The following is a 24,310-nucleotide window of genomic DNA, read 5'->3' on the forward strand; positions in this document are numbered from 1 at the left end:
CGACGGGTCCGGTCAGTCCTCGATGACGTCCCGCCCCTGCTCGCGGAGCTGGGCCAGGCCGGCGAGCATGCCCTGCACCGCCTCGGGCGGGTGCGGCGTCCAGTCGGCGAGCTCGGCGACCACGCGGAGCGGGTGTCGGGTCCGGTAGGAGCCGGTGGGGTTGCCGGGGAACTTCTTGTCGGTGACGTTCGGGTCGTCCTCGAACGGGCCGGTGGGCTCCACGACGTAGACGTGCCCCGGCCCGTCGAGGCCGGCCAGCGCCGCCGCGAGCTGGGCGCCCCAGGCCGCGGTGGGCACCTGGGTGGTCAGGTAGACGTGGTTCATCACCCGGCCGGCCCGGAAGTTGGATTCCCGCCCGGCCACCAGCTCGTCGCCGACCGCCAGCTCCGCCTTCGTGCCGTGCAGGAACGGGCCGGGCACGTGGTCGCACCGGTCGAAGGTCACCGGGACGCGGTCGGTCACGCCGTCTCCCGGCGGCGGACGATCTCGGCGATCCAGATCGGCGCGAACGGCGAGGTGCAGCCCGGCGAGGTCGGGTAGTCCGCCAGCACCTGCAGCCGCTCGCCGATGTCGAGCGCCCGGGCGCGCAGCTCGGGGTGCTCGATGCCGATCTGGGCCAGGCAGTGGTTCATCGCCCACTGCAGCCGGTCGGGCGCGGCCGCCATCTGCGCCTCGATCGTGTCCAGCAGCCCGGGCAGGTCCAGGCCCTCGGGCGCCGTGGCCACCCGGGTCGTGGTCAGCGACCAGCCGGCGCTGGCCACGACCGGGTCGGGATCGGCCAGCCAGCGCACCCGCAGCTCCTCGGTGTGCGCGCTCTTCGCCAGCACCTGGTCGACCAGCCAGCCGTGCACTTGGGCAGCCGGGCCGCCCGCAGCATCGCGTCGAGCTCGTCGACCTCGAACTGCTTGGGCCGGCACACCAGGACCGCCAGCAGTCGGGCGTCGGCGTCGCCGGTGGCCCACAGCTCGCGGGCCAGCTCGGGCTGGGTGCGCAGCCGCTTGGCCAGCGCGCGCAGCGCGGTGAGGTTCACCCCGTGGTCGTCGCCGTGCCGGCGGTTCACCTCCCGCATCCGGGGGTCGACCAGGGTGGCCAGCTCGGCCACCACCTCGTCCAGCGTCACCTCGGGTGCCGCGGTGCGTGCCATGCCTGCCTCCTGGGTCTCGCGGGACATCGCAGCACACCCCACCGACACAGCGCCATCACCAGCGCGCCATCACCCCAGCGCGGCGGCCCGCAGCTCGTCCAGCACCGCCCGGACCGCCGGCTGGGTCGCCGCGGGCCGGCGCACCGCCGCCACGATGCGCCGCACCGACGGCGGGTCCAGCGGCCGGGTGACGACGTCGAACCGGGCGTCCACCGCCAGCGAGGGCAGCAGGGCCACCGACCGGCCGGCCTCCACGTGCTGCAGCGCGATCAGGTAGTTCGACAGCCGGCAGACCACGTGCGGCTCGAACCCGGCGTCCCGGCACCGGCGGGTGGTCAGGTCGGACATGTAGGAGCCGGGCAGGTCCAGCGTCCAGCGCTCCTGCGCGCACGCCGCCAGGTCCAGCCGCTGCGCCGCGGCGGCCGGGTGCCCGACCGGCAGCACCGCCACCACCTCGTCGGTGCCCAGCGGCAGCAGGTCGACCGCCGGCCCCAGCTCGGTGCCGGCCAGGTCGGTGGTGGTCACGATGACCTCGACCTCGCCGCGGCGCAGCGCCGGCATGCTCTCGTGCGGCTCCAGCTCCAGGACGACGACCTCGACCCCGGGGTGCCTCGCGGCCACCGCCTCCGCCGCGGGGACGGCGAGGGCGTGCACCGCGCTCTGGAACACCGCCAGCCGTACGGTGCCGCTGGGCCGGTCGCCCAGCCCGCGCAGCTCGGCCTCCACCTGGTGCATCCGGGCCAGCACGTCGCGGGCCCGGTCGGCCAGCAGCTCGCCGGCCGCGGTCAGCCGCACCCGCCGCCCGGACCGCTCGACCAGGTCGGTGCCGGTCTCCCGCTCCAGGACCGCGAGCTGCTGGGACACCGCCGACGGGCTCAGGACCGCCCGCTGGGCCACCGCCCGGACCGTGCCGTGCTCCTGCAGGTCGACCAGCAGCTGCAGCCGCCACGGGTTGAGCACCCCGGCAGTGAAGCAGAGCTGCACAGCAGCGGTGGGAATCGGTGCTGGACCTGCGCAGTCCCCGTCGCCAGGCTGGCCGGGTGGACATCGAGCGCAACCTCATCCGCTACCTCGGCACGGGCGCCTTCACCCCGGAGCTGATCGCCTCGGCCGCTGGCAGCTACGTGGTCACCGAGTCCGGCCGGCGGGTGCTGGACTTCACCTCCGGCCAGATGAGCGCCATCCTCGGCCACTCCCACCCCGACGTCGTCGCCACGGTCCGCGACCAGGTCGGCCGGCTGGACCACCTGTTCAGCGGCATGCTCAGCCGCCCGGTCCTGGAGCTGGCGGAGCGGCTGGCCGCCTCGCTGCCCGACCCGCTGGAGAAGGTGCAGCTGCTGACCACCGGCGCGGAGTCCAACGAGGCCGCGCTGCGGCTGGCCAAGCTGGTCACCGGCGGGCACGAGGTGGTCTCGTTCGCCGGCTCCTGGCACGGGATGACCGGCGCCGCGGCGGGCGCCACCTACAGCGCCGGGCGCAAGGGCTACGGCCCGGTGGCGCCGGGCAACTTCGCCATCCCGACCCCGAACGCCTACCGCCCCGACGTGGTCACCGCCGACGGCGAGCTGGACTGGCCCCGGCAGCTGGACCTGGCGTTCGCGATGGTGGACGCGCAGTCCACCGGCAACCTGGCCGCCTGCCTGGTGGAGCCGATCCTCAGCTCCGGCGGGATCATCGAGCCCCCGCCGGGCTACCTGGCCGCGCTGCAGCGCAAGTGCCGGGAGCGCGGCATGCTGCTGGTCCTGGACGAGGCGCAGACCGGGCTGTGCCGCACCGGCACCTGGTACGCCTTCGAGCGCGACGGCGTCGTGCCGGACATCCTGACGCTGTCCAAGACCCTCGGCGCCGGGCTGCCGCTGGCGGCGGTGGTCACCAGCGCGGAGATCGAGGCCGCCGCGCACGACCGGGGCTTCCTGTTCCTCACCACGCACACCTCCGACCCGCTGGTCGCCGCCGTCGGGACGACGGTGCTCGACGTGCTGGAGCGCGATGCCCTCGACGTCCGGGCGACCGAGCTCGGCGGTCGCCTGCGGGACGGGCTGCACCGGCTGGCGGAGCAGCACGAGGTGATCGGCGACGTCCGCGGCCGCGGGCTGCTGGTCGGCCTCGAGCTGGTCGTCGACCGGGTGACCAAGGAGGGCTCCGACGTCCTCGGCGCCGCGGTGACCCGGCGCTGCCTGGAGCTGGGGCTGCACATGAACGTCGTCCAGCTGCCGGGCATGGCCGGGGTCTTCCGGATCGCCCCGCCGCTGACCGCGAGTGGAGAGGAGGTCGACGAGGGCCTGGCGATCCTGGACCAGGCCCTCCGCGACGCGGTCAAGGCAGTGCTCTAGGTGTACTGACCGGAGACGTTGGTCAAGCGGGTGATGGGTGGCTTGTTCCCGCAGGCGGTGTGGGGTCGGTGGTGGTTGTACTCGTGCAGCCACCCTGCCAGGGCGTCGCGGCGGGCGGCTTCTGAGGTGTAGCAGCGGGCGTAGCCCCAGCCGTCGGCCATGGTGCGGTGGAAGCGTTCGACCTTGCCGTTGGTCTGCGGGCGGCGGGGTCGGGTGCGGGAGTGCCGGATGCCCAGTTGGGTGCAGGTGTCGCGCCACAGGTGGGAGACGTAGGGCGAGCCGTTGTCGCTCAGGACGCGTTCGGTGGTGATGCCACGGGCGGAGTACCAGGCCACGGCGCGGGTGAGGACGCCGGTGGCGGTCACGGCTGTCTCATCGTCGTGGATCTCGGCGTAGGCGACCCGGGAGTGGTCGTCGATGACGGTGTGCACGAATGCGTGGCCCATCTTGGGGTTGCGGTAGGCGTTGCGGGCCTTGCCTGGGGTCGCGGCACGGTTGCGTCGGCCTTGGGCGCGGCCGACGAACCGCCATCCGCCGCCATCAGGGATGTTGCCGAACTTCTTCACGTCCACGTGCAGCATCGACCCGGGGTGGGGGTGCTCGTAGCGGCGCACCGGTTCCCCGGTGGCCCGATCCAGGTAGGACAAGCGGTTCAGCCCGCAGCGCACCAGCACCTGATGGGCGGTGGAGGGCGCAACCCCGGTGAGTGCGGCCAGCTGGACTGGGCCCAGCCGCTTGCGCATCCGCAACGACACGATCTTCTTGGTCGTGCCCAGATCGGTCTTGGCGGGGCTGGAGTGCGGGCGGGAGGACCGGTCGGTCATTGGCTCGCCGGCAGCGTAGCGGCGGGCCCACCGGTCCACGGTTTTCCAGGCGCACTGGAACCGGGCGGCGACCTCGGCGACGGGCACCTTCTGATCGACCACCAGCCGGGCGACGGTGAGCCGAGCTCGGGGGGTCAGGGCAGCGTTAGCGTGGACCACGAGGGCCTCCTGTGAGCGGTGTGAACCTAGGCAGTTCCACTCCACCGCAGGAGGCCCTCCCACGTCATCCCTCAGATCGAGGTGTCACACCCGCTTGACCAACGTCTCCGGTCAGTACATCTAGGCCCCGTCAGCGGTCGGGGTCGACCACCAGCTCCACCTCGACCTCCTCGCCGGCACCGCGGCCGGTCCGCTTCCGCGTCTCGGCGTTGAACGAGACCAGGTAGCGGCCGCCCATCACGCCGATCGTGGTCGGGTAGGTGTAGCCGCCGTCGACGGTGACGACCACCGGCACCCGCTTGCCCCGCCCGAACGCCAGGACGACGTCCTCCGGCACCACGATGCCCACGTTGTTGCCGCCGGTGGCCGCCAGCACGGTGCGGAAGACCGTCACGCCGGGGCCCCGGCGGGCTGGGCGATCCGGACGTGGTTGCCGAACGGGTCGCGCAGGCCGAAGTCCGTGCCGTAGGGCTGGACGACGGGCTCCGGGTCGACGTCCACCCCGGCCGCCTTCAGCCGCGCGTGCTCGGCGACGGCGTCGTCGGTGGTGAAGAACAGGTGGCCGCCGGCCGAGCCCTTGCTGACCAGCTCGCGGACCGTCTCGGCGGTGGCCTCGCTCATGGACGGGGGAGCGGGCAGCTCGGCACGGCCCCGAGCGGACCCCGCGCCCGGTGCCGCGTGGGCGACTCGCCGACGACGGCGGAGATGGTGCGGCTGAAGGTGCCCAGGCTGCTGAATCCGACCGCCAGGCAGATGTCGGTGACGCTGCGGTCGGTCGTCCGGAGCAGCACCATCGCCCGCTCGACCCGGCGGCGCTGCAGGTACCGGTGCGGGCTCTCGCCGAAGACCTGGCGGAAGGTGCGGGCGAAGTGCGCGGTGGACACGTGCGCCACCCGGGCGACCGCGGCGACGTCCAGGGGCTCGGCGAAGTGCCGGTCCATCAGGTCCTCGGCCCGCAGCATCGCCCGGTTGACCTCCTGGGCCGCTGCGCCCACCCGCGGATCCCACCACGGCCGACCGCCCCGGCTCGTAGGCTGGGCCGGTGACCAGCCCGACCGACGCGGACGTCGACGCCGAGTCCCGCGTCCGGCCGCCGGTGCACCGCTGGCTCTGGTACGCCCTGGGCGGCGGCCTGCCCGCCCGGCACCGCAGCTGGGTGCTGCACGACACCACCACCCGGACCTGGGGCATGCGGCACGTGGCCCGCAGCCTGGTGCAGATGGCCATCCCCAGCGCCCTGGTGCTCGCCTTCGTGCCCTCGGGGTGGGCGCTGCGGCTGGCGGTCGTCGGCGGCGGCGTCTTCCTGGGGCTGATCTTCTCCCTGGCCTACATGGCCGAGACCACCGAGCACCGGGTGATCAAGGCCGGCTACCGGCCCGGCACGGCCGTGCACCTGCGCGAGCAGGCCGGGATGGCCGCCCAGCGGCGCGAGAGCGAGCGCAAGCGGGCCGCGGCGGCCAAGCGGGCAGACCGCTACCGCCGGCGCGCGGGCGGCTGAACCCCGGCCCGGCCGACACGCCGGGCACCCCCCGGAGGGGTGGCAGGATCCTGTCCGCCTGGAGGGCCCGTCGCGATCTGCCGAGACCTCCGGGGACCGCCACCGCATCCTCGAAGAGCTGGGGACCCGACGTGGCACGCCGGACGGGGAACCATGCCCGCAGCGACCCACCGCAGCATCGACGACGTGCTGGGCGCCGACCAGGTGCACAGCGTGTTCCAACCCATCATCGACCTCGACACCGGCGCGGTCGTCGCCTACGAGGCGCTGGCCCGCGGCCCGGTCGGACCGCTGCACACCCCGGACGCGCTGTTCGCCGCGGCCCGCGCGGCCGGCCGGCTGGCCGAGCTCGACGCGGCCTGCCGCGCCGCGGCGTTCCGGGGCGCGGTCACCCAGGGCCTGCTGGCGCCGCTGACGGTCTTCGTCAACGTCGAGCCCGAGGTGCTCGACAGCGCGCCGCTGGACCAGCTGCTCGCCATCGCCGAGCAGGCCCCGGCCGAGCTGCGCGTGGTCGTGGAGATCACCGAGCGGGCGATCGCCGCCCGCCCCGCCGAGCTGCTGCGCACCGTGCAGCGCATCCGCGAGATCGGCTGGGGCCTGGCCCTGGACGACGTCGGCGCGGACGCGATGTCGCTGGCGTTCATGCCGCTGCTGCAGCCCGACGTGGTCAAGCTCGACCTGCGCCTGGTGCAGGGCCGGCCGGGCCCGCAGGCCGCCGAGATCATGAACGCGGTCAACGCCTACGCCGAGCGCACCGGCGCACGGGTGCTCGCCGAGGGCATCGAGACGCAGGCGCACGTCGTCCAGGCGCTGGCGCTGGGCGCCGTCCTGGGGCAGGGCTGGCTGTTCGGCCGGCCGCAGGCGGGGCCTGCCGAGCACCTGCCGACCGCCGAGCTGGTGCTGCCCGCGGCCCCGGTCGAGCCGCCCGGCGCGGAGGAGTCGCCGTTCGCCTGCCTGCCGGTCGGGACCGTGCTCCGGCGCTCGCCCAAGCTGCTGCTGATCGAGCTGTCCAAGCAGCTGGAGCGGCAGGCCATGCGGCTGGGGGAGACCGCCGTCGTCGCGGCCACCTTCCAGGACGCCCGGCACCTCACCCCGGCCACCGTGGAGCGCTACCGGGAGCTCGCCGACCGCACCGGGTTCGTCTGCGCGCTGGGCGCGGGGCTCCCCCCGGAGCCGCTGGCCGGCGTCCGCGGCGCCACCCTGGCCGCGACCGACGGCGTCCGCGGCGAGTGGGACGTCGTGGTGCTCAGCCCGCACTTCAGCGCGGCGCTGCTGGCCCGGGACCTCGGCGACCACGGCCCCGACCTCGAGCGCACCTTCGAGTTCGCCGTCACCTACGACCGGGAGACCGTCGTCCGCGCGGCGCGGGCGCTGGTGTCCCGGGTCGCCCCCCGGGCCGACAGTCCCGCCCGGCCGGAGGTCGCCCAGCGGCCGGTGACCACGGCCCCGCGGACGCCGGCCCGCGCCGCACCCGGGTCCGCCGTGGAGGGCCTGCTGCACCGCGCCCTGGCCGCCACGGCCAGCGGGGTGGTCATCGTCGATCTGCTCGCGCCGGACCAGCCGCTGGTCTACGTCAACCACGCCTTCGAGGAGCTGGCCGGGTTCCCGCGGGAGGAGGTGCTGGGCCGCAACTGCCGGTTCCTCCAGAGCCCGGACTCCGACCTGGCCGCGGTCGCCCGGATCCGGGAGGCGGTGGACGCCGGCCTGGAGTGCCGGGAGACCCTGCTCAACCACCGCGGGCCCGACCGGACGCCGTGGTGGAACGAGCTGCACCTGGCCCCGGTCACCGACCCCGCCGGGCGGGTGGTGCAGTACATCGGCGTGCAGAACGACGTCACCGTGCGGGTCGAGGCCGGCCGGCGGCTGGCCCGCGAGCAGGACCGCACCCGGCAGTACCTGGCCCGGATCGAGCAGCTGGCCTACACCGACCCGCTGACCGAGCTGCCCAACCGGCGGCGCCTGCAGGAGGAGGTCGAGCTCGCCCTGGGCGAGGCGGCCACGACCGGGACCGCCACCGGGCTGCTGTTCGTCGACCTAGACGGGTTCAAGGCGGTCAACGACCGGTTCGGCCACGCGGCCGGCGACCAGCTGCTGGTCGCCGTCAGCCGCCGGCTGCGCGGCGGCCTGCGGCGCACCGACCTGCTGGCCCGCCTCGGCGGGGACGAGTTCCTCGTCGCGCTCCCCGGCCTGGACCCGCGCTCGGCGCCGGAGGAGGCCGCCGCGGTCGCGGCCCAGCTGGCCGAGCTGGTGCGGGCCCCGCTGCAGCTGTGCGGGGAGACCGTCCACGTGGGCGCCAGCATCGGCTGCGCGACCGGCCCGGTGGACGGCGTGGACTTCGCCGGCCTGCTGCACGCCGCCGACCAGCGGATGTACCGGGCCAAGCACCTGGTGGGCTGAGGACGCCGGGCCCCGACCCGGTGCACGGCGCCGCGTCGCCCCTGGGGTCGATCACCGTCGAGGACGGCGTGCTCTGCGCCTGGTCGGCGAGATCGACGCCGACCTCTGCGCGCACTGGACCACCTCCCGCCCGGCCGACCTGGAGGTGCTGGCGGTCGACGCCCGCCGGGTCACCTTCCTCAGCTGTGCCGGTCTCGGGCTGCTGTTCGGCGTGGCGCACGGCCGGGCAGGCGTCGTCCCGCTGTGGGCCGGCGGGCGGGCCGTGCTGCGCCCGATGGCGGTCACCGGGGTGGCCGACCTGTTCGACCTGCGACCGAGCTGAGGACCGTCGCACCCGCCCGGACCTGACAAGATCGGTGCCGTGCGCAACCGGGAGACGCCCACGTGGAGCTGACCGCCGAGCTGGTGGCCCTGGTGATCGCGGTCGGGCTGGTCGCCGGGCTGTGCGACCGGTTCGGCCTGCCCACCCCGCTGGTGCTGGTCGTCGTCGGGGCGGCGGCGTCCTTCCTGCCGGCCGTGCCCGAGGTGCAGCTGGACCCCGACGTCGTCCTGTTCGCCGTCCTGCCGCCGCTGCTGTACGCCACCACCGCCCGGACGTCGCTGTTCGACTTCCGGCACAACAAGGCCAGCATCGTGGCGATGTCGGTGGTGCTGGTCGTGTTCTCCACGCTGGTCGTCGGCGCGGTCACCTGGTTCCTGCTGCCCGGCGTGGCCGTCGCGGCGGCGCTGGCGCTGGGCGCGGTGGTCGCCCCGCCGGACGCCATCGCGGCCTCGGCGGTCGGCCGCCGGCTGGGCCTGCCGCGCCGGGTCGGCACCCTGCTGGAGCACGAGAGCCTGGTCAACGACGCCGCGGCGCTGATCGCGCTGAGCGTCGCGGTCTCCGCGCTGACCTCCTCGCCGTCGGCGCCCGAGGTCGCCCTGGAGTTCGTCTGGGCCGTCGTCGGCGCGGTGCTGGTCGGCGGGGTGGTCGCCGCGGTGCTCGCGCTGCTGCGGGCCAGGCTGCGCGACCCGGTGCTGGACACCCTGGTCTCCTTCGTCGCGCCCTACCTGGCGTTCCTGGCCGCCGAGGAGGTGCACGCCTCCGGGGTGCTGGCCACCGTCGTCACCGGCCTGGCGCTGGCCCAGCTCTCGCCGCGGATCCAGACCGCCACCGCCCGGGTCACCGAGGCGATCACCTGGCGGACCGTCGCCTTCGTGCTGGAGAACGGCGTCTTCCTGCTCATCGGGCTGCAGCTGCCCGGTCTGCTCACCGGCGCCGGGGAGAGCGGGCTGGGCTGGGGCCGGGTCGCGCTGGTCTGCGGCGGGGTGTTGGTGGCCACCGTCGTGGCCCGGTTCGTCTTCGTGTTCGGGCTGGCCGGCCTCCTGACCGTCGGGACGCCGGGCATGCGGCGGCTGGCCTGGAGCCCCGCGGTCGCCGGGCTGGTGTCCTGGGCCGGCATGCGCGGGGTGGTGACCCTGGCCGCCGCCCAGGTGCTGCCCGCCGACGTCCCCGACCGCGAGGTGCTGCTGCTGGCGGCGTTCACCGTGGTCGTGGGCAGCCTGCTGGTGCAGGGCTCGACGCTGCCCTGGCTGGTCCGCCGGGTGGGCCTGCCCGCCCCCGACCCCGCCGAGGACGCGCTGCAGGCCGCCGAGCTCGGCGACGCCGCCAACGCCGCCGGGCTGGCCCGGTTGGCCGAGCTGACCACCGGCGACGAGCCCGAGGGCGTCGTCCACCGGCTCCGGGACCGCTCCACCGCCCGCTCGCACGCGGCCTGGGAGCGGCTGGGCCGCCCGCTGGCCGACCAGGACACACCGTCCAGCGTCTACGCCCGGCTGCGGATGCAGATGCTGGACGCCGAGCGCGAGGTCGTCGTCCGGGCCCGGGACGGGGGCACGGCACCGGGGGAGGTGCTGGAGGCCGCGCTCTCGGCGATCGACGTCGAGGAGTCGCTGCTGGACCGGCACGAGGAGCTCGAGGGCGGCAGCCGGGACCAGGCGCTGGCCCCCCGGCCGCGGGCCGCGGCCTGCGCGCACCTGGCGGCGGCCCCGCCGGGGGTGTCGCACCCGGAGTCGGCCTGCGTCGACTGCCTGGCCGAGGGCACCACCTGGGTGCACCTGCGCACCTGCATGGCCTGCGGCCACGTGGCCTGCTGCGACTCCTCACCCCGCCGGCACGCCCGGGTGCACTTCGGCACCAGCGCCCACCCGGTGGTGGTCAGCGCCGAGCCGGACGAGGCCTGGCGCTGGTGCTGGGTGGACGACGAGCTGGGCTGACCCGGCACCCGGGCGACCACAGCCGCGGTACGGCGTAAGTCGCTGTTACGGTGCTCCCGTGCGACCTCGAGACGACGGGCCGCGCTCCTCGGTGGTCCGTGGTCCCGGGGGAGTCGACCCCGTCGTCTCCCCGTGGCCGGCAGCCCCGCGGCGCGCGACGTGAGCGACCCCAGGGCCGGTGGGCCGTCCCAGCCCTCGGCGATGTCCGCGAACGCCCAGGCCGAGGTGGTCGCCGCGGCGACCGTCGCCGCCGACCCCGGCTCGCAGGTGCCCAGCAGTGCGCTGCCGGCCATCCTCGGCGACGTCCCGGTGGCCGTGCTGCTGATCGACCGCGGCACCGGCGAGGTCACCTTCGCCAACGGTGCCGCCCTGGACCTGGCCGGGAAGATCGCGCTCCCGGTCGGCACCGACGCCTGGGGTGCGGCCGCCGGCCTCACCGACCTGGACGGCCACCCGCTGGCCGGCACCGAGGCCCCGCTGTCCCGGGTCGCCGACGGCAACCCGCTGGCCGGCGAGCCGGTGCGGCTGGCCCCGCGGCGCAGCGACGACCCGGACCGCGCGGCCGGCCACGACAGCGCCGACGACCGGCTGCTGTGGGTGACCGGGTTCCCGATGACCGCGGCCGAGGGCCAGGTCGACGCCGGGCTGTCCCTGGTGGTCTTCCTGCCGGTGGCCGACGTCAGCTCGGACGGGGCCGACGCCGTCCTGCAGCGGCTGCGCGACGGGGCGGTGGTGGCCACCGACATCTGCTTCACGATCAGCGACCCCCGGCAGGACGACGACCCCCTGGTGTGGGTCAACCCCGCGTTCACCCGGGTCACCGGGTACCCCTTCGACGAGGTCGTGGGCCGCAACTGCCGGTTCCTGCAGGGCCCGGCCACCGACCAGGCCGCGCTGCAGGAGCTGCGGGAGGGCATGGTGCAGCGCCGTCCGGTCACCGTCACGCTGCTCAACCACCGCAAGGACGGCACGGCCTTCTGGAACCAGCTGTCGGTGAGCCCCGTCTTCGACGGCCGCGGCGAGCTGGTCAGCTTCGTCGGCGTGCAGTCCGACGTCTCCCAGCGCGTGGTCGCCGACGCGGAGCGGGACCGGGCGTTCCGCGCCGAGACCACCGCCCGCGAGGCCGCCGAGCAGGCCCAGCGCCGGCTGCTGCTCATGGCCGAGGGCACCGGCCTGCTGTCGGCGACCCTGGACACCGCCGAGCTGCTCCGCAGCCTGGCGCACATCTGCGTGCCCGAGCTGGCCGAGTGGTCCTTCGTCGTCGGCCTGGACGACCACGGCCAGGTCGCGCAGGCCGCCGCCGCGCACTCCGGGGGTAGCCGGTCGGAGCTGGACGTGCTGACCGAGCTGGTCCTCGGCCGGGCCCCGCACGCCGGCTCACCGGCCGCGACGGCCGTCGCCGACGGGGTCGCCACCCTGCACCGGGACCTGACCCCGGAGCGGCTCGCGCCGTTCTTCCGGACGGCGGACGGGCTGCGGCTGGTGACCGACCTGGGCATCCGCTCGATGCTGACCATCCCGTTGACCGCCCGCGGCCGCACGCTCGGCGTGCTCACCCTGGCCCGGAGTGAGGACGACTTCGCCGACGGGGACGTCGAGGTGGCCACCGACCTGGGCCGCCGCGCGGCGATGGCGGTGGACAACGCCCGGCTCTACCAGCAGGAGCTCAGCGTCGCGGTGGCCCTGCAGCGCTCGCTGCTCCCGGCGCTGCCCGAGATCGCCGGGGTGACCGCGGTGGCCCACTACGAGTCGGCCTCCGCCGCGGCCGCGGTCGGCGGCGACTTCTACGACCTCATCGCGCTGCCCGACGGCGCGGTGGCCATCGCCATCGGCGACGTCGCCGGGCACGACATCGACGCCGCGGCCCAGATGGGGCAGCTGCGCGGGCTGCTGCGCGCCTGCGCGTACGAGGGCGGCAGCGCCGACCCGGGCAGTGTGCTGGACCGCCTGGACCGGCTGGTCATCGGCCTCGGCCTGGGCACGCTGGCCACCGTGACCTACGCCTGCGCGGTCCCGGTCGTCGGGGAGCCGGGGTCCTGGCGGCTGCACGTGGCCACCGCCGGGCACCCACCGCTGGTCTGGCACCGACCCGACGGCACCGTCGTGCAGCTCGACGAGCCGCGCGGGCTGATGATCGGCGTCGACGCCGGCCGGCCCCGGGCCACCGTCAGCTACGACCTGCCCGCCGGCAGCACGGTCGTGGCCTACACCGACGGGCTGGTCGAGCACCGCGGCGCGGACCTCGACGCCGGCACCGGGGCACTGCTCGCCGCGCTGGCCGCGGTCGGCCCGGTGGCGCACCCCGAGCCGCTGTGCCGGACGGCGATGGACCTGGTGGACAACCGCCTGGACGACATCGCCTGCATCGGGGTCACGCTGCACTGACCTCGTCGGTGGGCATGACCGCCCAGACGGTCTTCAGGTCGGTCGTCGGCTCCCAGCCGCAGGCCACCGAGGCCGACGCGATCATGCCCAGGCCCATGCCGCCCTGGCCGGGGTCCCGGGTGGACGTCGGGCGGGGTGGCTCGTCGGCGGCGCGGTCGCTGACCATCAGCAGCAGCCCGCCGCGCACGCTGCACACCTCGACCTCGACCGGTGCCCGCCCGTGGCGCAGCCCGTTGGACATCAGCTCGTCCAGCGCGAGCACGCACTCCCGCACCCGGTCGGTGTCCAGCTCGCCCAGCTCCGGCCCGGTCAGGTGCGCCTGGAACTCCCGGCGCACCCGGGGCAGGTCCTCGAGACCGTCCGGCGCCCAGGACCAGCAGTGGTCGCCGGTGGGTGGGGGAGCCTGTTGCCACGGGCGCTCGGGCACGGGTGGTCCTCCAGGTCGGTTCCGCGCCTCGTCGACACGCTCCGCCCGGGGATGCCCCCGCCCGGGGGGTCCGAACCCCGGGCGGGTCGTGCGCCTGCTCAGTTCACGACGTGCGTCTGCTCCATGACCATGGCTTCCCAGGCGTGGCCGTCCGGGTCGGTGAAGCTCCCGACGTAGCGCAGGTCGTCGCTGCGGACGTCGAGACCGGCGCGACCGCCCGAGGAGACCGCCGCGGCCACCAGCTCGTCGACCCGGGCCCGGCTGTCGACGGTCAGGCACAGCACCGACGTCACCCCGGTCGACGGGTCGCCGACGGGACCGGGCGACTGCTCGGCGAAGTGCCCGGCCACCTGCAGCATCAGCGCGACCTCGTCGCTGACCACCACGGCCAGCGTGGTGGTGTCGGAGAACTGCTCGTGCACCCGCAGGCCCAGGCCGGTGTAGAAGGCCCGGGACACCTCCAGGTCCCGCACCGGCAGGTTGACGAACAGCATCCCGATGCCCGGACCGGTCACGCCGGGGCCGCTGCGAGCTCGGCGAAGGTGTCGGACACCCAGTCGGCGACGAAGACGCTGACGTGGGGGAGGTGGTCCAGGCCGATGTGCTCGGTGGCCCCCTCCTCGGGGGTGAAGACCCGCAGCTCGCGCTTGGGGGAGTTGACCGCCTGGTCGTAGGAGCGGTGCGCGTACTCCAGCGGGATCTGCCGGTCCTTCTCCCCGTGGGCGATCAGGAACGGCACGGTGATCTTCTCCACGACCCCGTCCAGGTGCACGCCGTCGGCGAAGTCGAGGAAGGCGTCCAGGTCGTTCTCGTCGCCCTCGATGCCCCACACCCACAGCACGTGCGACCAGTAGTGCGGGACCGGCCGCTCGCCCTCGCGCTCGGCCCGGCGGCGCTGGACGGCGCCCCAGTTGTGGTTGGCGCCCCACGCCACGCAGAGCGCGAAGCGCTTCTCGAAGGCAGCGGCGCGGGGCGAGAAGTACCCGCCCAGCGACCAGCCCACGATGCCGATCTTCGTCTTGTCGACGTCGTCCCGGGTCTCCAGCCACTCCACCGCCGCACCGGCCCACACCTCGGTGTCGATGCGGGCGGTGATGCCCTGCAGGCGCAGGGACTCACCCGTCCCGGGCTGGTCGAGCATCAGGCAGGAGATGCCGCGCTCCGCGAGCTCCAGCCAGTGGTTCGAGGAGTACATGTGCTCCTTGGTGGAGTCCAGCCCGTTGACCAGCACGATCACCGGGGCGGGGCCGGACTCGGTGGCCGGGGCGGCGCTGAAGTAGGCCGGCAGGGTCGTCCCCTCGTAGGGGATCTCGACCCGGCTGACCCGCGGGCTGTGCAGTGCGAACGCCTTCTCGGCCAGCTCGGTGACCCGGCGGTAGGTGGGCACCCGGTCGGGGCTCTTGTGGGAGAGCATCCGCTCGGCCTGGCAGAGGTAGTTGGTGGCGCGGAAGTACAGCTGGCCCGCGGTGCGGGTGTGGCCGGCCTTCTCCGCGTCCTCGGCCTGGCCGACCAGCTGGTCGGTCAACGCCGTCCAGGCGCGCAGGAAGTCCTGCGTGCCGGCGTCCTCGCCCTGCTGCGCAGCCTCCTTGATCGGCCGGCAGGCCCGGTCGACCTCGTCGATCAGACCGCCGGAGTTGAGCGTCGCGACGACGCCCAGGTTCCACACGTAGTTGCCGGGGAAGTACTCGAACACAGGGGTGCCTCTCGCAGACGGGGTGGGGGTCAGGTGCGGGTGCGGGCGCGGGACCGCTGCCGCGCGCGCGGGGTGGGCGGCAGGTCGAGGCCGGCCACCACCTGGTTGCGGATCGTGCCGATGCCCTCGACGGTCATCTCGACGACATCGCCGACCTGCAGCGGGGGCGGTGCGGCGTCCCCGTCGCGGCCCCACAGCTCGGCCAGGCAGCCGCCGTTGCCGCAGGTGCCCGAGCCGAGCACGTCCCCGGCCAGCAGCCGGGTGCCGCGGCCGGCGTAGACGACCAGCTCCTCGAACGGCCAGCCCATGTTGGACAGCAGGTCCTGCCCGATCAGCTGCCCGTTGACGGTGACCCGCATGTCCAGGGCCAGGAAGCCCTCGGCGTCGCGGTACTGCTCGAGCTCGTCGGCGGTGACCAGCCACGGGCCCAGCGTCGTGGCGGAGTCCTTGCCCTTGGCCGGGCCGAGGCTGACCTGCATCTCGGCGGCCTGCAGGTCCCGGGCCGACCAGTCGTTGAGCACGGTGTAGCCGAACAGCGCCTCGCGGGCCTGCTCCGGGGTGGGGGAGGAGAGGTCGGCGCCGAGCACCGCGGCGACCTCGAGCTCGAAGTCGAAGCGCTGCGACCCCGGCGGGACGGCGACGTCGTCGTGCGCCCCGACCAGGGCGAAGGGGTGGGTGAAGTAGAACGTGGGTGCGGCGTACCAGCGCTCGGGCACCCCGCCGACGCCGTCGATGCTCTTGCGGACGCCCTCGACGTGCTCCTCGAAGGTGACGAAGTCGCGCACCGTCGGCGGCTGCAGCGGCGGCAGCAGCCGGACGGCGTCCAGCGGCAGCGCCGGGCCCTCGAGGGCCTGCTCGCCCGCGGCCAGCGCCGTGGGCAGGCCGGAGCGGACCAGGTCCAGCACGGTGGTGCCGGGCAGGGCGTGCACGCCGGCGTCGGAGACGACGCCGGCGCTGACCACGCCCTCGTGGAGGTAGGTGGCGAACCGCATCAGACGGGCGGGGCCACGAAGAGGCCCTTGTCCGGGTCGTTGAACGACTTCTGCGCCACGAACTCGTTCATCGCGTTCGCGGTGCCCCACTGGTCGCTGACCTCGGGGTTGGAGAAGTCGTACAGCGAGGGGTGCCAGGTGTCCTCGTCGACCAGGTCCAGCTCGGTCGTGTACTCCACGGTGTTGCCGTGCGGGTCCAGGAAGTAGGAGAACGTGTTGTTCCCGGCCATGTGCCGGCCCGGGCCCCAGATCTTCTCCACGCCCGCGCGCAGCGCCCGGCCGGTGCCGCGCATGTACTCGTCGATGCCGCGCAGCTCGAAGGAGGCGTGGTGCAGCGAGGGGTGCGGCCCGCGGGCGACGGCGAGGCTGTGGTGCCAGGCATTGGTGCGGAGGAAATACATCATGTTGCCCATCCGCGGGTGCATGAGGGTGTCCGACAGCGCGAAGCCGAAGTGCTGCTCGTAGAACGCGACGGTCTTCTCCGGCTCGCTGGAGTTGATCACCACGTGCGACAGGCGCACCGGGATCGACTCGCCCTCCTCGATCTTGCGGTGCTCGCGGACGGCGACGTCGGCGGAGACCTCGACGGTGCGGCCCTCGTTGTCGAAGAACCGGAAGCCGTACCCGCCGCCGGGGGTCTGCAGCTCGGTCGGCTCGTGCACCAGCTGGACGCCGGCGGTGGCCATCCGGGCGGCCAGGGTGTCCACGTCGGCGCGGTTCGCGGCACCGAAGGAGATCAGGTCGATCCGCTTGTCGGCGGCCTCGCGGAGCCGGACGACGTACTGCTCCGGGCTGCCCTCGGCGGCCAGGAAGGACAGGCCGCTGTCGGTCGTCTCCTCCTTCAGGCCCCAGGTGTTGGTGAAGAAGTCGGTCTGGGTGCGCAGGTCCGGCACGGCCAGGTCGATGTGCCGCAGGTGGGTGATCAGGCGGGTCTTCTCGGGTGCGGTCATGGGTGGCTCCTCGTGGTGCGGGGGGTTCAGGCGGGCTGGCTGACGAGCATCGCGACGCTGCGCATCAGCGCCGGGATGTCGCCCTGGACGTGGTCGAGCTGCCACTGGGCGAGCTGGTTGGAGGCCTCGACGACGGTGCGGGCGCGCTCGACCCGCCGGTCGTGGAAGGCGTCCCACAGGTCCTGGTCCAGGACCTCGCGGGTGGTGAGGAGGTCGCCGAGGACGGCGGCGTCCTCCAGGGCCTGCGCGCCGCCCTGGGCCACGGTGGGCGGGCAGGTGTGCGCGGCGTCGCCGATCACCACGACCCGGCCGCGGTTCCACGGCGCGGCCAGCAGGTGGGTCTCGAACCAGGTGTAGTTGACCCGGTCGGGGTCGGTCAGCGTCTCGCGGATCTCGTCCCACGGCCCGTGGTAGGCCCCGGCCAGGCCGCGCATCGTGTCCAGCTGCTCCTGCGGGGTCAGCGTGGAGCGGTCCTGGGCGTCCTCGACGATGTAGGCGTAGATCGAGTCCTCGCCGGTCGGGCAGTAGCCGGCGATGTAGGCCGGGCCGCCGTAGAAGAGGTCGGTGCGGGTGACGCTCTCCGGCCGGGGGCCGAACGCGCGCCAGATGCCCATGCCGATCGACCGGGTCTCCAGCCCGATGCCCAGCATCCGGCGGGTCCAGGACCGGACGCCGTCGGCGCCGATGACCAGGTCGTAGCGGCGCGAGGTGCCGTCGGAGAACGTGACGTCGACGCCGTCGTCGTCCTGGACCAGCTCGGTGGTGGTGGTCGCGTACCGCAGCTGGACGCCGACCTCGCGGGCCCGGTCGTGCAGTAGGCCCGCCAGGTCGGGGCGGGTCATCCCCATCGCGGCCGGGTAGTCCGGGCCGCCGGTCTTGGCGTCGGGCACCTCGAAGAGCACCGTGCCGGCCGGGTCGGGCGCCCGGATGCCGGTCACGTCGAAGGCGTAGCCGCGCTCGCGGGCCTGCTCCCAGACGCCCAGGTGGTCCAGCTCCCGCAGGGCGTTGCCCTGCAGGGTGATGCCGGACCCGAGGGCGGCCGCGTCGGGCTTGATCTCCACCAGGTCCACCGCGACCCCGGCCTGGGCCAGGTGCACCGCGACGGCGGCACCGGCCAGACCTCCGCCGATGACCAGGACGTCCTGCACTGCGCTCACGGGGGGATCTCCTACTTGACGGCGATCGGGGCCACGGGGGCACCGACCGCTCCGGTGACGGGGAGCGGCGGGGCGGCGAGGAGGAACTCGTGGACGCCGTCGGACGCGCAGTCCGCGGCGAGCTCCTCCAGGTCCCACATCTCGCCGAGGAACAGGCCCAGGTGCGGGATGGCGACCTGGTGGAAGGGCTGGAAGGTGGGGACGGCGAACTCGCTGGGCCGGACCTCGACCCCCCAGGTGTCGGTGGCGACGGCGGCGACGTCGTGCGCGCGCAGCCAGTCCAGGGAGGTGAAGGACAGGCCGGGGGACTCCCCGCCGGCGTAGTCGCCCCAGCCGGTGCCGGCGGCGATGGAGCGGCGGGCGCGGGACAGCCGGCCGGTGCGGACCAGCAGCAGGTCCCCGCTGGTGACCTCGACGCCGGCGGCGGCCGCGGTGGCGTCCAGGTGCTCGGGGGTGATCGCGAACCCGTCGGGCAGCTCGGCGGTCTCGGGCTCGAGGTGGCGGGCGACGTCGAGCAGCACGCCGCGGCCGACGAAGCGGCCGGCGGTGGTCTCGATGCCGGTGGTGTTGTCGCCCTCGCTGGTCACGATCGCACCGGCCCGGCGGCCGTTGTAGGCCTTGCCGTGGTCGAAGATGTGGCCCAGGCCGTCCCACTGCGTGGAGGCCTGCAGCGGCATGGTGATCATGTCGTCGGCGCCGCCGATGCCGTGCGGGAAGGCGGGGATGCCGGCCTCGGCGTCCAGGCCGGTGCCCAGCATGGCGTGCACGGGGTTGACCCGGCGCAGCCAGCCCTTCTGCGGGCCGTCGGTGTTGAAGTGCTGGGTCAGGTCGAAGCTGACGCCGCTGCGCACCAGGGCGGCGGCCTGCACCCGCTTCTCGGGGGTGAGCAGGTTCAGGGTGCCCAGGACGTCGTCCTCGCCCCACCGCCCCCAGTTCGAGACGCGTGCCGCGGCGGCGGCGATCGTGGCCTCGGGGTCCTGCGGGTCCAGCACGGGGATACCTCCTGCGTCGACGGTGACCAGGAGCACTGTCGTCGCCGCCGGGGCATCAGGGAAGCCCGGAGTGGTGATGCAGGTCATCAGCTCCGTGGATGGAGCCGATGCCCGGCAGACGGTCAGCCGTCGAGCACGGTCCACAGGTGCGCGATGCGGCCGTCGACCACCTGCGCGACGTCCAGCCCGCCGAGGACCGGGTCGCCGCCGGGCGGGCCGAGCCGCCAGGCGCGCATGCCCAGGTCGGCCACGCCGCGGTACGGGCCCTCGGGCACGAAGACGAAGCCGGGGCCCTGCGCGAGCAGCCCGGAGACGGTGTCGGCCAGCGCCCGCTGCCCGGTGACGGTGCGCTCGGCGTCGCTGAAGACGACGTCCTCGGTGAACACCTCGGCGATCACCGACCCCCGCCGCTGCGGGTCCGGCTCGTTGAACACGCCGGAGATCATCCGGCCCAGCAGTTCCTCGGCGGTCGGTACGGACTCGGTCACGGGGGACCCTCTCCACTCGGTCGGCACGGGCTCCCGCAAGTTACATGAGATGTCACCCAATGGGTGGTCGATGGCCGGGCCGGGGGCGTGGGAGCGTGGGGCGGTGTCCGCCGAGGTCGAGGTGCCGCCCGAGTCACCGTTCGCCCTGCTCACCGCCGCGGAGCGCCGGGCCTGGTTCGCCTTCATGAAGGTGCAGCTGCGGCTGCGGTACGAGATGAACCGGCAGCTGCAGGCCGACAGCGGGATCTCGCTGGCCGACTACGACCTGCTGGTGGCGCTGACCAGCGACCCCGCCGGCACGATGGCGATGTCCGCCCTCGCCGCCCGGATCGGCACCGAGCGCAGCCGGACCTCCCACCACGCCAAGCGGATGGCGACCCGGGGCCTGGTGTCCCTGGGCGCCGCCGCGGACGACCGGCGGGTGACCGAGGTGTCGCTGACCGACCAGGGCCGGGCCACGCTGCTGGCCGCCGCCCCGCGGCACGTCGAGCTGGTGCGGGCGATGTTCCTGGACGACCTCGGGCCGGCCGCGCTGGACGAGCTGAGCGGGACACTGGAGCAGGTCTACGACCGGATCATCGAGCAGGGGACGCTGCCCCGCCCCGCGGACCACCCCTAGCGGCCCGGTGCCGCGGAGTCCACCCGGCGCGCGCGGTCGTGGTGGGCCAGCGCGTGGTGCGGGTCCTCGGCGGTGCGGGCCGGGCTGACGTGCACGGTGGCGTCGACGAGCTTCGGGACGTCGTGCAGCAGCCGGTGGTGGACGTCGACGGCGATGTCGTGGCCGGCGACGACGCCCAGGGCCGGGTCGACCGTGACCGCCACCTCGGCGCGGATGCGGTGCCCGGTCCAGCGCACCCGGAGCCGCTCGACGTCCAGGACGCCGGGGGTGGATCGGACGGTGGCCTCGGCGGTGTCGAGCACCTCGGGCTCGACGGCGTCCATGAGGCGCCGGTAGACGTCGCGGGCTGCGCTCTTGAGCACCAGCAGGATGGCCACGGTGATGGCCAGCCCGACCAAGGGGTCGGCGAGCGGGAAGCCGGCGAGCACCCCGAGCGCGCCGACGACGACGGCGAGGGACGTGAGGCCGTCGGTGCGGGCGTGCAGGCCGTCGGCGACCAGTGCTGCGGAGCCGATGCGGCGGCCGACGCGGATTCGGTAGAGGGCGACGAGTTCGTTGCCGGCGGCGCCGACGAGGCCGGCGGCGATGACGACCCCGACGTCCGTGATGGGCTGTGGATCGAGGAGTCGGTGGATGGATTCGTAGCCGGCCAGCACCGCCGACAGGGCGATCATCGCGACGATGAAGACGCCGGCGAGGTCCTCGGCGCGGTCGTAGCCGTAGGTGTAGCGGCGGGAGGCGGCGCGGCGGCCGAGCCGGAACGCGATCCACAGCGGGACGGCGGTCAGTGCGTCGGAGAAGTTGTGCACGGTGTCGGCGAGCAGGGCGATGGACCCGGTGAACCAGACGACGACGGACTGGGCGATCGCCGTCACCAGCAGGACGACGAGGCTGATCTTGAGCGCGCGGATGCCCTCGGCGCTGGACTCCAGGGCGGTGTCGATGGAGTCGGCCGAGTCGTGGCTGTGCGGGCGGAGGACGCCCAGCACGAACCCCTTGAGCCCGGTCGAGTGGTCGTGGCCGTGCTCCCCGTGCGGGTGCTCCCCGTGGTGGTGCCCGTGGGGCGCGGTCACGACGAGACCTCGCCCCGGGAGGTCGGGAGGGTGCTGACGCCGGCGTCCGGGCGGTGGTGGTCCGGGACGGCGGCGGTGGCGTGGTCGGCGTTGTAGACCGCGTCGGTGACCAGCTGGGCGATGTGGTCGTTCTCCAGTCGGTAGTAGACCGACGTGCCCTCCCGGCGGGTCTGCACCAGGCGGGTCATCCGCAGCTTGGCCAGGTGCTGGGACACCGAGGCCGGGGTCTTCCCGACGTGGTCGGCGAGCTCGTTGACCGACAGCTCACGGTCGATCAGCGCCCACAGCAGCTGGATGCGGGTGGCGTCGGAGAGCATCCGGAACACCTCGACCGCCAGGTCGACCTGCTCGCCCGGCAGCACCGCGCGGCGTGCTCCGCTGTCCGCATCCATATGCAGACAATAGAGGACGCTCGCTCGACACGGCAGATGCAACTGTGGTTGCCTCGCCGCCGTGGTCGGGCCGAGCGGGGCGGAGTGGGTCGTGCTGAGCTACCGGCTGCCCCGGGAGCCGTCCGGTCCGCGGACGACGTTGTGGCGCCGGTTGAAGCGGCTGGGCGTGGGGTCCCTGGGCGACGGGGTGGTGTGCCTGCCCGCGGACGCCCGTACCCGCGAGGAGTTCGAGTGGCTGGCCGCCGACGTCCACGCCCACGGCGGGCGGGCCGGGGTCTGGACGGCCCGGGCGCTCACCGTCGAGCACGAGCATCAGGTGCTCGCCGAGATGGGGGCGGCGCGTGCGGCCGAGTACGACGCCGTTGCCGCCGCGGCGGCGACCGCCACCGCGGGCCCGGATCCCGGCAGCCGGCGGCGGGAGCTGGGCCGCCTGCGCCGGGAGCTGCGCGCGGTGGCGCGCCGCGACTTCACCGGGCGCCCCGAGCGCGACGCGGCGGAGCGGGCCCTGGCCGAGCTCGTGCCCTCGGCCGCCGAGGTCACCGCCCCGGCGGGCGACCGGTCGTGAGGTGGGCGACCCGGGCCGGGGTGCACGTCGACCGGGCTGCGTGCGCCTGGCTGATCCGCCGGCACATCGACCCGGCCGCGGAGTTCGTGTTCCTCGACGACTGGTCCGACCCGGGCTCGCTGCCCGCCGACCTGGTCCTGTTCGACGTGCCGGGCACCGGGATCGGGCACGTCGGCCGGGACTGTGCACCTTCGAGACCCTGCTGCGGCTGCACGAGCTGGCCGACCCGGTGCTGTGGCGGATCGCGGAGGTCGTGCACGCCGCCGACCTCGACGACGACCTGTTCGACGCACCCGAGGCGCCCGGCGTGGACGCGGTGGTCCGCGGCCTGACCATGACCGGCACCGACCCGTAGACCCTCGCCGTCCCCGACGCGGTCTTCGACGCCCTGCACGAGTTCCACCGCCAGCGGCTGCTCCGCGGCCGCCAACCGTCCTGCCCCCCCCCGAGACCTCGAGGACGACGACCGATGAACCCGGACCCCGCCGCCCCCGCGGGCACGCCGCCGACCGACGGCTCCCTCGACGGGCAGTCGACGGTGCCCTTCGGCACGGCCGTGCGCGCCTGGTTCGCCATCTCGCTGCAGACCTTCGGCGGGCCCGCCGGCCAGATCGCGGTGATGCAGCGCAGCCTGGTCGAGGAGAAGCGGTGGATCGGCCAGCGCCGATTCCTGCACGCGATGAACTACTGCATGCTGCTGCCCGGCCCCGAGGCCCAGCAGCTGGCCACCTACGTGGGCTGGTTGCTGCACGGCACCCGCGGGGGACTGGTGGCCGGCGGGCTCTTCGTGCTGCCGGGGCTGCTCGCCCTCCTGGGGTTGTCGGCGGTCTACGTCGCCTTCGGCACCACGGTCGCCGTCCTCGCGGTCTTCGCCGGGCTCGCGCCAGCGGTGCTCCCCGTCGTCGCACAGGCCGTCACCCGGGTCGGTAAGCGGGCGCTGACCAGCCCCGCGCTGGTCGCGATCGCGGTCGGTGCCTTCCTGGCGCTGACGCTCCTGCAGGTGCCGTTCCCGCTGGTGGTGGAGCTGGCCGGGGCGGCCGGGTGGGCGATGGGCCGGTTCCGGCCGGGCCTGCTCGCCGAGCGGGCGAAGGCCGCCGAGGCCGACGACGGACCCCCGCCGGTGATCCCCGACGACGTGCTGCACACCGAGGCGCCCTCGTGGCGGCGCACCCTGAGGGTGCTGGTGGTCGGCCTGGTGGCCTGGGGGGTGCCGATCGCGGTGGGCCGGCAGCACGCTCACCGACCAGGGCCTGTTCTTCTCCGGCGCCGCCGTGGTCACCTTCGGCGGCGCCTACGCCGTGCTGGCCTACGTCGCGCAGCAAGCCGTCGCCGTCTACGGCTGGCTCAGCCCCGGGGAGATGGTCCGGGGCTTGGCGCTGGCCGAGTCCACTCCGGGGCCCTTGATCATTGTCGTGCAGTTCCTGGCGTTCCTGGGCGCGTACCGGGCGCCCGGCGACCTGGACCCCTGGGAGGCCGCGGTGCTCGCCTCGCTGCTGGTCACCTGGGTGACCTTCGTGCCGAGCTTCCTGTTCGTCCTGCTCGGCGCCCCGTACATGGAGCGGCTGCGCGGCAACCGCAGCCTCTCGGCGGCGCTGACCGGCATCACCGCCGCCGTGGTCGGGGTGATCGCCAACCTGGGGGTCTACTTCGCCGTGCACACCCTGTTCCGGGAGAGCAGCGCGGCGTCCTGGGGCTCGTTCGCGCTGGAGGTCCCCGACGTCGGCACGCTGCGCTGGGTCGCCGTCGTGCTGACCGTGGTGGCGGCCGTCCTGCTGTTCCGGCTGAAGCTCCCCGTGCTGAAGACCCTGGGGATCTGTGCCGGGCTGGGGCTGGCCGCCGGGCTCGCCGGGCTGCCGGTCTCGTGAGCACGGCGGGGCGGGGCGCGCGGGGACTTGCAGACCCCTTGGTCCCGTCACCGCGCCTCACTAGGTTGACGGTCATGCGACCACCGGCTCCCGCGCGCACCCGG

Annotated in this window: 28 protein-coding genes and 2 pseudogenes; 12 read left to right on the forward strand and 18 right to left on the reverse strand. The window is 74.5% G+C overall.

What is annotated here, in order from left to right; all coding sequences use genetic code 11:
* Positions 1 to 12 precede the first annotated feature (12 nt).
* The 4 genes from arr to UXQ13_RS12295 form a co-directional block, all read right to left on the reverse strand.
* Positions 13 to 462, reverse strand: a complete 450-nt coding sequence (gene arr / locus UXQ13_RS12280; protein WP_336392395.1) for an NAD(+)--rifampin ADP-ribosyltransferase — start codon at positions 460 to 462, stop codon at positions 13 to 15.
* Positions 459 to 791: a DNA alkylation repair protein gene (locus tag UXQ13_RS12285; protein WP_336392396.1), complete on the reverse strand. Its 333-nt coding sequence runs from the start codon at positions 789 to 791 to the stop codon at positions 459 to 461. The genes arr and UXQ13_RS12285 overlap by 4 nt, the downstream gene beginning before the upstream one ends.
* A complete protein-coding gene (locus UXQ13_RS12290; protein ID WP_336392397.1) occupies positions 737 to 1,120 on the reverse strand; it encodes a DNA alkylation repair protein in 384 nt (127 codons plus the stop codon). Before UXQ13_RS12290 ends, UXQ13_RS12285 begins: the two co-directional genes overlap by 55 nt.
* A gap of 93 nt (positions 1,121 to 1,213) precedes the next feature.
* A complete protein-coding gene (locus UXQ13_RS12295; RefSeq protein WP_225235609.1) occupies positions 1,214 to 2,104 on the reverse strand; it encodes a LysR family transcriptional regulator in 891 nt (296 codons plus the stop codon).
* An 80-nt stretch (positions 2,105 to 2,184) separates the two neighbouring features.
* Here UXQ13_RS12295 and UXQ13_RS12300 point away from each other — a divergent pair, with 80 nt between their 5' ends.
* Entirely contained in the window at positions 2,185 to 3,477 is a 1,293-nt protein-coding gene (locus UXQ13_RS12300; protein WP_225235610.1) for an aspartate aminotransferase family protein, read from the forward strand.
* On the opposite strand, the gene UXQ13_RS12305 is transcribed toward UXQ13_RS12300, so the two are convergent.
* From UXQ13_RS12305 to UXQ13_RS12320, 4 genes are all read right to left on the reverse strand, one after another.
* Complete coding sequence (locus tag UXQ13_RS12305) at positions 3,474 to 4,460, reverse strand: IS481 family transposase (protein WP_336392398.1); 987 nt, start codon at positions 4,458 to 4,460, stop codon at positions 3,474 to 3,476. The genes UXQ13_RS12300 and UXQ13_RS12305 overlap by 4 nt on opposite strands.
* 130 nt (positions 4,461 to 4,590) lie before the next feature.
* On the reverse strand, positions 4,591 to 4,854 hold the full coding sequence (locus UXQ13_RS12310) for a DUF1905 domain-containing protein (protein ID WP_225235611.1): 264 nt from the start codon (positions 4,852 to 4,854) through the stop codon (positions 4,591 to 4,593).
* On the reverse strand, positions 4,851 to 5,081 hold the full coding sequence (locus UXQ13_RS12315; protein ID WP_263639404.1) for a VOC family protein: 231 nt from the start codon (positions 5,079 to 5,081) through the stop codon (positions 4,851 to 4,853). The genes UXQ13_RS12310 and UXQ13_RS12315 overlap by 4 nt, the downstream gene beginning before the upstream one ends.
* Positions 5,078 to 5,455 carry a helix-turn-helix domain-containing protein gene (locus tag UXQ13_RS12320; protein ID WP_225235612.1) on the reverse strand — a complete coding sequence of 126 codons (378 nt, stop codon included), beginning with the start codon at positions 5,453 to 5,455 and terminating at the stop codon, positions 5,078 to 5,080. The genes UXQ13_RS12315 and UXQ13_RS12320 overlap by 4 nt, the downstream gene beginning before the upstream one ends.
* Positions 5,456 to 5,502: 47 nt before the next feature.
* Between UXQ13_RS12320 and UXQ13_RS12325 the strand changes: the two genes are divergently transcribed.
* From UXQ13_RS12325 to UXQ13_RS12345, 5 genes are all read left to right on the forward strand, one after another.
* Positions 5,503 to 5,958 (forward strand): DUF5313 family protein, encoded by a 456-nt coding sequence (locus UXQ13_RS12325; RefSeq protein ID WP_225235613.1) that lies wholly within the window; start codon positions 5,503 to 5,505, stop codon positions 5,956 to 5,958.
* Positions 5,959 to 6,111: 153 nt separating this feature from the next.
* Positions 6,112 to 8,355, forward strand: coding sequence for a diguanylate cyclase domain-containing protein (locus tag UXQ13_RS12330; RefSeq protein ID WP_225235614.1), 2,244 nt, complete (start codon positions 6,112 to 6,114; stop codon positions 8,353 to 8,355).
* Between the two features lie 145 nt (positions 8,356 to 8,500).
* The gene (locus UXQ13_RS12335) at positions 8,501 to 8,677 is read left to right on the forward strand and encodes an STAS domain-containing protein (protein WP_225235615.1); all 177 of its coding nucleotides are present in this window, start codon (positions 8,501 to 8,503) and stop codon (positions 8,675 to 8,677) included.
* A gap of 62 nt (positions 8,678 to 8,739) precedes the next feature.
* Positions 8,740 to 10,608: a cation:proton antiporter domain-containing protein gene (locus UXQ13_RS12340; RefSeq protein ID WP_336392399.1), complete on the forward strand. Its 1,869-nt coding sequence runs from the start codon at positions 8,740 to 8,742 to the stop codon at positions 10,606 to 10,608.
* Positions 10,609 to 10,809: 201 nt separating this feature from the next.
* Positions 10,810 to 12,993, forward strand: coding sequence for a SpoIIE family protein phosphatase (locus tag UXQ13_RS12345; RefSeq protein ID WP_336392400.1), 2,184 nt, complete (start codon positions 10,810 to 10,812; stop codon positions 12,991 to 12,993).
* On the opposite strand, the gene UXQ13_RS12350 is transcribed toward UXQ13_RS12345, so the two are convergent.
* From UXQ13_RS12350 to UXQ13_RS12385, 8 genes are all read right to left on the reverse strand, one after another.
* A complete protein-coding gene (locus tag UXQ13_RS12350; protein WP_225235618.1) occupies positions 12,980 to 13,420 on the reverse strand; it encodes an ATP-binding protein in 441 nt (146 codons plus the stop codon). The two genes, UXQ13_RS12345 and UXQ13_RS12350, sit on opposite strands and share 14 nt — an antisense overlap.
* 98 nt (positions 13,421 to 13,518) lie before the next feature.
* On the reverse strand, positions 13,519 to 13,935 hold the full coding sequence (locus tag UXQ13_RS12355; protein ID WP_336392401.1) for a VOC family protein: 417 nt from the start codon (positions 13,933 to 13,935) through the stop codon (positions 13,519 to 13,521).
* Positions 13,932 to 15,113: an alpha/beta hydrolase family protein gene (locus tag UXQ13_RS12360; protein WP_336392402.1), complete on the reverse strand. Its 1,182-nt coding sequence runs from the start codon at positions 15,111 to 15,113 to the stop codon at positions 13,932 to 13,934. Before UXQ13_RS12360 ends, UXQ13_RS12355 begins: the two co-directional genes overlap by 4 nt.
* A gap of 29 nt (positions 15,114 to 15,142) precedes the next feature.
* Positions 15,143 to 16,105, reverse strand: coding sequence for a fumarylacetoacetate hydrolase family protein (locus UXQ13_RS12365; protein ID WP_225235621.1), 963 nt, complete (start codon positions 16,103 to 16,105; stop codon positions 15,143 to 15,145).
* A complete protein-coding gene (locus tag UXQ13_RS12370) occupies positions 16,105 to 17,055 on the reverse strand; it encodes a VOC family protein (protein WP_225235622.1) in 951 nt (316 codons plus the stop codon). Before UXQ13_RS12370 ends, UXQ13_RS12365 begins: the two co-directional genes overlap by 1 nt.
* 26 nt (positions 17,056 to 17,081) lie before the next feature.
* A complete protein-coding gene (locus tag UXQ13_RS12375; RefSeq protein WP_225235623.1) occupies positions 17,082 to 18,212 on the reverse strand; it encodes an FAD-dependent monooxygenase in 1,131 nt (376 codons plus the stop codon).
* 11 nt (positions 18,213 to 18,223) lie between these two features.
* Positions 18,224 to 19,204 carry a cyclase family protein gene (locus UXQ13_RS12380; protein WP_336392403.1) on the reverse strand — a complete coding sequence of 327 codons (981 nt, stop codon included), beginning with the start codon at positions 19,202 to 19,204 and terminating at the stop codon, positions 18,224 to 18,226.
* A gap of 122 nt (positions 19,205 to 19,326) precedes the next feature.
* Complete coding sequence (locus UXQ13_RS12385; RefSeq protein ID WP_225235625.1) at positions 19,327 to 19,692, reverse strand: nuclear transport factor 2 family protein; 366 nt, start codon at positions 19,690 to 19,692, stop codon at positions 19,327 to 19,329.
* Between the two features lie 103 nt (positions 19,693 to 19,795).
* On the opposite strand from UXQ13_RS12385, the gene UXQ13_RS12390 reads away from it, so the two are divergent.
* On the forward strand, positions 19,796 to 20,311 hold the full coding sequence (locus UXQ13_RS12390) for a MarR family winged helix-turn-helix transcriptional regulator (RefSeq protein ID WP_336392404.1): 516 nt from the start codon (positions 19,796 to 19,798) through the stop codon (positions 20,309 to 20,311).
* Here UXQ13_RS12390 and UXQ13_RS12395 read toward each other — a convergent pair.
* Positions 20,308 to 21,384 carry a cation diffusion facilitator family transporter gene (locus UXQ13_RS12395; protein ID WP_225235627.1) on the reverse strand — a complete coding sequence of 359 codons (1,077 nt, stop codon included), beginning with the start codon at positions 21,382 to 21,384 and terminating at the stop codon, positions 20,308 to 20,310. The two genes, UXQ13_RS12390 and UXQ13_RS12395, sit on opposite strands and share 4 nt — an antisense overlap.
* Positions 21,381 to 21,776 carry an ArsR/SmtB family transcription factor gene (locus UXQ13_RS12400; protein WP_225235628.1) on the reverse strand — a complete coding sequence of 132 codons (396 nt, stop codon included), beginning with the start codon at positions 21,774 to 21,776 and terminating at the stop codon, positions 21,381 to 21,383. The genes UXQ13_RS12395 and UXQ13_RS12400 overlap by 4 nt, the downstream gene beginning before the upstream one ends.
* A gap of 61 nt (positions 21,777 to 21,837) precedes the next feature.
* On the opposite strand from UXQ13_RS12400, the gene UXQ13_RS12405 reads away from it, so the two are divergent.
* The 5 genes and pseudogenes from UXQ13_RS12405 to UXQ13_RS12420 all read left to right on the forward strand — a co-directional run bounded on the left by UXQ13_RS12405 (position 21,838) and on the right by UXQ13_RS12420 (position 24,206).
* Positions 21,838 to 22,341 (forward strand): Chromate resistance protein ChrB, encoded by a 504-nt coding sequence (locus UXQ13_RS12405; protein WP_225235629.1) that lies wholly within the window; start codon positions 21,838 to 21,840, stop codon positions 22,339 to 22,341.
* Positions 22,338 to 22,499: pseudogene (locus tag UXQ13_RS23660) on the forward strand (chromate resistance protein ChrB domain-containing protein); the annotation flags it as partial. The gene UXQ13_RS12405 and the pseudogene UXQ13_RS23660, both read left to right, overlap by 4 nt.
* A 23-nt stretch (positions 22,500 to 22,522) precedes the next feature.
* On the forward strand, positions 22,523 to 22,696 hold the full coding sequence (locus UXQ13_RS23665; RefSeq protein ID WP_404820980.1) for a chromate resistance protein ChrB domain-containing protein: 174 nt from the start codon (positions 22,523 to 22,525) through the stop codon (positions 22,694 to 22,696).
* 114 nt (positions 22,697 to 22,810) lie between these two features.
* Positions 22,811 to 23,326 (forward strand): annotated as a pseudogene (locus UXQ13_RS12415) (chromate transporter); the annotation flags it as partial.
* A 286-nt stretch (positions 23,327 to 23,612) separates the two neighbouring features.
* Positions 23,613 to 24,206: a chromate transporter gene (locus tag UXQ13_RS12420; RefSeq protein ID WP_263639406.1), complete on the forward strand. Its 594-nt coding sequence runs from the start codon at positions 23,613 to 23,615 to the stop codon at positions 24,204 to 24,206.
* Positions 24,207 to 24,310: the final 104 nt, after the last annotated feature.

This window comes from Klenkia terrae, assembly GCF_037083865.1.
Lineage (GTDB): Bacteria > Actinomycetota > Actinomycetes > Mycobacteriales > Geodermatophilaceae > Klenkia > Klenkia terrae.

Bases quoted from the DNA above. Each gene is read 5' to 3' on its own strand.
- UXQ13_RS12315 (WP_263639404.1), bottom strand. From the start codon at position 5,081: ATGAGCGAGGCCACCGCCGAGACGGTCCGCGAGCTGGTCAGCAAGGGC.
- UXQ13_RS12330 (WP_225235614.1), top strand. From the start codon at position 6,112: ATGCCCGCAGCGACCCACCGCAGCATCGACGACGTGCTGGGCGCCGAC.
- UXQ13_RS12400 (WP_225235628.1), bottom strand. From the start codon at position 21,776: ATGGATGCGGACAGCGGAGCACGCCGCGCGGTGCTGCCGGGCGAGCAG.
- UXQ13_RS12345 (WP_336392400.1), top strand. From the start codon at position 10,810: ATGTCCGCGAACGCCCAGGCCGAGGTGGTCGCCGCGGCGACCGTCGCC.
- UXQ13_RS12365 (WP_225235621.1), bottom strand. From the start codon at position 16,105: ATGCGGTTCGCCACCTACCTCCACGAGGGCGTGGTCAGCGCCGGCGTC.
- UXQ13_RS12370 (WP_225235622.1), bottom strand. From the start codon at position 17,055: ATGACCGCACCCGAGAAGACCCGCCTGATCACCCACCTGCGGCACATC.